5 protein-coding genes are annotated in these 3,868 nt (G+C 70.6%); 3 read left to right on the top strand and 2 right to left on the bottom strand.

Annotation, left to right across the window (positions count from 1 at the left end; translation table 11 throughout):
- Positions 1–585, top strand: a 585-nt coding sequence (locus G6027_RS07075; RefSeq protein ID WP_182636556.1) for a hypothetical protein, incomplete at its 5' end; no start/stop codon positions are given.
- A 27-nt stretch (positions 586–612) separates the two neighbouring features.
- Here G6027_RS07075 and G6027_RS07070 read toward each other — a convergent pair.
- The gene (locus tag G6027_RS07070; protein WP_182636555.1) at positions 613–1,227 is read right to left on the bottom strand and encodes a malonic semialdehyde reductase; all 615 of its coding nucleotides are present in this window, start codon (positions 1,225–1,227) and stop codon (positions 613–615) included.
- A 142-nt stretch (positions 1,228–1,369) separates the two neighbouring features.
- On the opposite strand from G6027_RS07070, the gene G6027_RS07065 reads away from it, so the two are divergent.
- Both G6027_RS07065 and G6027_RS07060 read left to right on the top strand, forming a co-directional pair.
- Complete coding sequence (locus G6027_RS07065; protein WP_182636554.1) at positions 1,370–1,669, top strand: hypothetical protein; 300 nt, start codon at positions 1,370–1,372, stop codon at positions 1,667–1,669.
- 76 nt (positions 1,670–1,745) lie between these two features.
- Complete coding sequence (locus G6027_RS07060) at positions 1,746–2,537, top strand: ROK family protein (RefSeq protein WP_182636553.1); 792 nt, start codon at positions 1,746–1,748, stop codon at positions 2,535–2,537.
- A 56-nt stretch (positions 2,538–2,593) separates the two neighbouring features.
- Here the strand turns inward: G6027_RS07060 and G6027_RS07055 are convergent.
- On the bottom strand, positions 2,594–3,868 hold a 1,275-nt coding region (locus G6027_RS07055), incomplete at its 5' end, for a DEAD/DEAH box helicase (RefSeq protein ID WP_182636552.1).

Here is a 3,868-nt window from a genome sequence, read left to right as displayed (position 1 = left end):
CCGCTCCGGGGCGAGTGGTCGCCGCGCCGCGCCGCCGAGGTCCAGCCCCCGGGCGGGCTCATCGCGGGGGTCGACTACGCCGTCGAGGCCACCGAGGACGGGTACATCGCCCACTGGCCGTGCGAGCACGAGATCCCCGTGCGCTCCTACGACGCGCCCCCGGGCAGCGAGCCCGACCTGGCATGGGCGGTCGAGACGCTCGCCTTCGCCAGCGGTCTCCCCCTCAGGTACGCGGGGCCCGGGACCGAGTCAGACCGCGAAGGCGACGGCGCCATCTCCGTGACGTACGGCGACCACCCGATGTTCCACACCGACCCTGAGATCGCGGGTCTGGGCGGCGTCACGGTGTGGCCGCGAGGGTTAGTCCTCCAGGGCTCGGTCACCCTGCGGCCGGATCAGATCAGCCCCTTCCCCGGGGAAATCTGGTCCCGCAGCCTGACACTTCACGAACTCATGCACGCGGTGGGCGTCGACCACGCCGTGGCGCACGGCCCCGAGATCATGGCGGAACGGCCGGGACCACACCCTCAGACGATCCTGGGCTACGGCGACCAGTTCGCGCTGCGACTCGTGGGCTGCCTGTGACGCGCGGGCTACCTGTGACCACTCCCCTCAGAGGGTCGTGACGACCTCGTCGTAGTCGAGTCGGGGCAGTCGGTCGAACCAGGCGTTCTCCGCCGGCGTGCCGATGTTGATCGCCACGAGGACGCGGTGGCGGCCGTCGGGGAAGAACTCCTCTGCGATCGCCTCGGCGTCGAACCCGGTCATCGGGCCGGCCGCGAGACCCGCGGCGCGGATGCCCAGGATGGTGTAGCCGACCTGCAGGCTCGCGTTGAGCTCGGCCGCGCCGACCCGTGCGGCCTCGTCGGAGAACAGGTCGCGGGCGCCGGGGAAGTGAGGGAAGAGCCGGGGCAGCTCATCGTGGAAATCCACGTCGGCGGCGAGCAGCGCGACGGCCGGCGCAGCGGCGGTCTTGGCCCGGTTCCCCTCGGCCAGGTGCGACAACAGTCGGGCCTTGGCCCCCTCGGACCGCACCACGACGATCCTCAGCGGCTGGTTGTTCATCGACGTCGGCGCCCACTTGACCAGGTCATAGATCGCGCGGAGTTGCTCGTCGGTCACGGGCTCGTCGGTGAACGCGTTGGCAGAGCGGGCCTCTCGGAAGAGCAGATCCTGGGCGGCGTCGTCCAGTTGCAAGCCGGCTCGGGCCTCAAAAGATGTTGTCATATCTACTAGAACCACGCGTGCACTCGCCCGAATCCCGGCCGAATGGTGATGTCCATCACCTCGCGGGCTTACGCTCACCTCATCGTCCGAACACTTTCATCGTCCACCCGCCCAGTCGTCGTCATCCCCACGGAGGTCTCCCATGCCCACCCGCACCCGACCCGCGATGCTGGCCGCTCCGGTTGCCACCGCCGCCCTCGTTCTGGCGACACTGACCGGCTGCAACGCGATGGATCCTAACCAAGGCGGCGACACCACCTGCGGCGACTACATGGAGATGCCGCCGGAGGACCAGCGCGACGTGATCACCACCTTCCTCGACGAGAAGGGGCAGTCCGATCCCGCCGGCATGGAGGTGACGCTGAACCAGGAGTCGGCCAAGCTCTACTGCAGCACCGTGGGCCAGACGAGCGACCCGATCCGCAACGTCGACACCGGCTAGCACCCCACCACACCCACTAGCCCGCCCGCTACGAACTATTGGTGACAATGGTCGGTGTGGAACGGGAGGCGATCTGATGAGGAACGGCGTGGTCGTCGACATCGGCGGCAGTGGAACGCGGATCGGCGCCGTGGTCGACGGCCGCGTGGTGGGAGTCCACGGGGCCGAGGTGGCCACCGCCGAGGACCTGGCGGCGGTCATCCGGGCCGTCGATCCCTCCCCCAGCGGTGTCGGAGTGTCGGTCAGCGGGCACGTCGACGCCGACCGCGGGATCATCGAGGCTTCCCGCGCGGCCGCCTGGGCCGAGGGACCGATGCGCTCCATGCTGGTCGCACTGCTGGACACCCCGGTGTCCGTGATCGGCCACGGCGACGCCCACGCCCTGGCCCTGACCCAACTGCCCGACGTCGAGTTCGGCGGCATCGCCATCTCCCTGGGCACCACCCTGTCGTTCGGGGCGCTCAACCGCCACGGTGCGCTCATCCACCCGTGCGGGCCCACCGGTTGGGACCTCGGGCATTGGCGGCTGGTCGTGGACGGCGGCACCACCGAGGCGTGGTGGGGTCTGGGCGGGCACGGGCTCTACGACCTCGAACGGGAACACGGCGACGGCGCCGCCGAGATCTACGCCCACCGACTGGGGTCCTTCGTGGTGGACGCCGTCCAGCTGTTCCGACCCCGCACGGTCCTGCTCACCGGCGGGATCGTGGTGGGCCTGGGCGAGGCGCTGCACGGGCCCGTGGCCGAGCAACTGCACACGTTGCCGCACACCATCGCGACCCCGCGGGTCGTGTTCTCGCCGTCGCGGGACACCGCGCTCTTCGGGGCCGCGGTGGCGGCGGGATTGGCGATGCCGGCGGTGCGCTGACCCGGCAGGTGCGGTGATCCGGCAGGTGCATCCGGCCGCGTCGGCGGGGCGCCCGCCTACTCGATCAACCCCCGCAGGTCATCAGCCGTGAGAGCCGCCGAGAAGTGCTCCCCGCTGTCCAGCACGGAGGCGAAGAGCTCGGCCTTGCGTCGCTGGAGTTCGACGACCCGCTCCTCGATGGTGTCGCGGGCGACCATCCGGTACACCAGCACGGGCCTGGTCTGGCCGATCCGGTGGGCCCGGTCCACGGCCTGGGCTTCGGTCGCCGGGTTCCACCAGGGGTCCAGCAGGAAGACGTAGTCGGCGCCCACCAGGTTCAGGCCCACGCCCCCGGCCTTGAGACTCAGGCAGAACACCTGGGCGCCACCTTGCGTGAACTCGCCGACGGCGCCCGCCCTGTCGGTGGTCCTTCCGTCGAGGTGGGCGACAGTGATGCCCTCGGCGTGCAGCCTGTCGACCACCGTGTTGAGGTAGCTGGTGAACTGGCTGAAGACCAGGGCCCGGTGTCCCTCGGCCACCACCTCACGCAGCGACGCGATGAGCTCATCGGTCTTGGCGGAGGGGATCGACGCGTGATCGGGGTCCACCAGCGAGGGGTCCAGGCACAGTCGGCGCAGCACGGTGAGGCCGGCGAGGATGCTGATGCGGTTGGAGTCGAAGTCGTCGAGCAGCGCGAGCAGAGACGCCCGCTGCCGGGCGAGTTCGCGCTCATAGACCCTCCGGTGCGCGGCCGAGAGCTCCACCTCCATCACCGCATCGGTGCGCGGCGGAAGCTCGCCGGCCACCAACTCCTTGCGGCGCCGCAGCAGGAACGGCCGCAGTCGCCGGCGCAGGCGATGCAGCGCCTCGGCGTCACCGTTCTTCTCGATGGGAGTGCGGAACAGCGACCGGAACTCCTTGGCGTCGGGCAGCACTCCGCGACACGACAGGGTCGCGATGGCCCAGAGTTCGGTCAGGTTGTTCTCCATGGGGGTGCCGGTGACGGCGAGAAGGAAACCGGCCCGCAGACCGGCCAGAGCGGCGAACAGCTTGGACGAGGGGTTCTTGGCCTGCTGCGCCTCGTCCAGGATCACCCCGGCCCACCCGATCCCTGCGTACGCCTCGGCGTTCAGTCGCAGGACGGTCGCGGAGGTGACCACGATGTCGTGGGCGGCCGCGTCCTCGGCCACGGTCGTGGGCGACTTGCTCTCGGTGGCCGACCGCCGGGCCACGCGCAGCGAGGGCACGAACCTCCGGGCCTCGGCCTCCCAGTTGGGGACGACCGACGAGGGCGCCACCACGAGGAACGGCCCCGGCGAGTCGGCGACCGTCTCGGCGCCGGTGGCGGGGCC

Source organism: Dietzia sp. SLG310A2-38A2, assembly GCF_014145095.1.
Classification (GTDB): domain Bacteria; phylum Actinomycetota; class Actinomycetes; order Mycobacteriales; family Mycobacteriaceae; genus Dietzia.
Note: the sequence above shows the minus strand (reverse complement) of the source record. Positions and strands in the feature narration are given on the sequence as shown.

Excerpts from the sequence above, each read along its gene's own strand:
- G6027_RS07060 (WP_182636553.1), top strand. The coding sequence starts at position 1,746 with ATGAGGAACGGCGTGGTCGTCGACATCGGCGGCAGTGGAACGCGGATC.
- G6027_RS07065 (WP_182636554.1), top strand. The coding sequence starts at position 1,370 with ATGCCCACCCGCACCCGACCCGCGATGCTGGCCGCTCCGGTTGCCACC.
- G6027_RS07070 (WP_182636555.1), bottom strand. The coding sequence starts at position 1,227 with ATGACAACATCTTTTGAGGCCCGAGCCGGCTTGCAACTGGACGACGCC.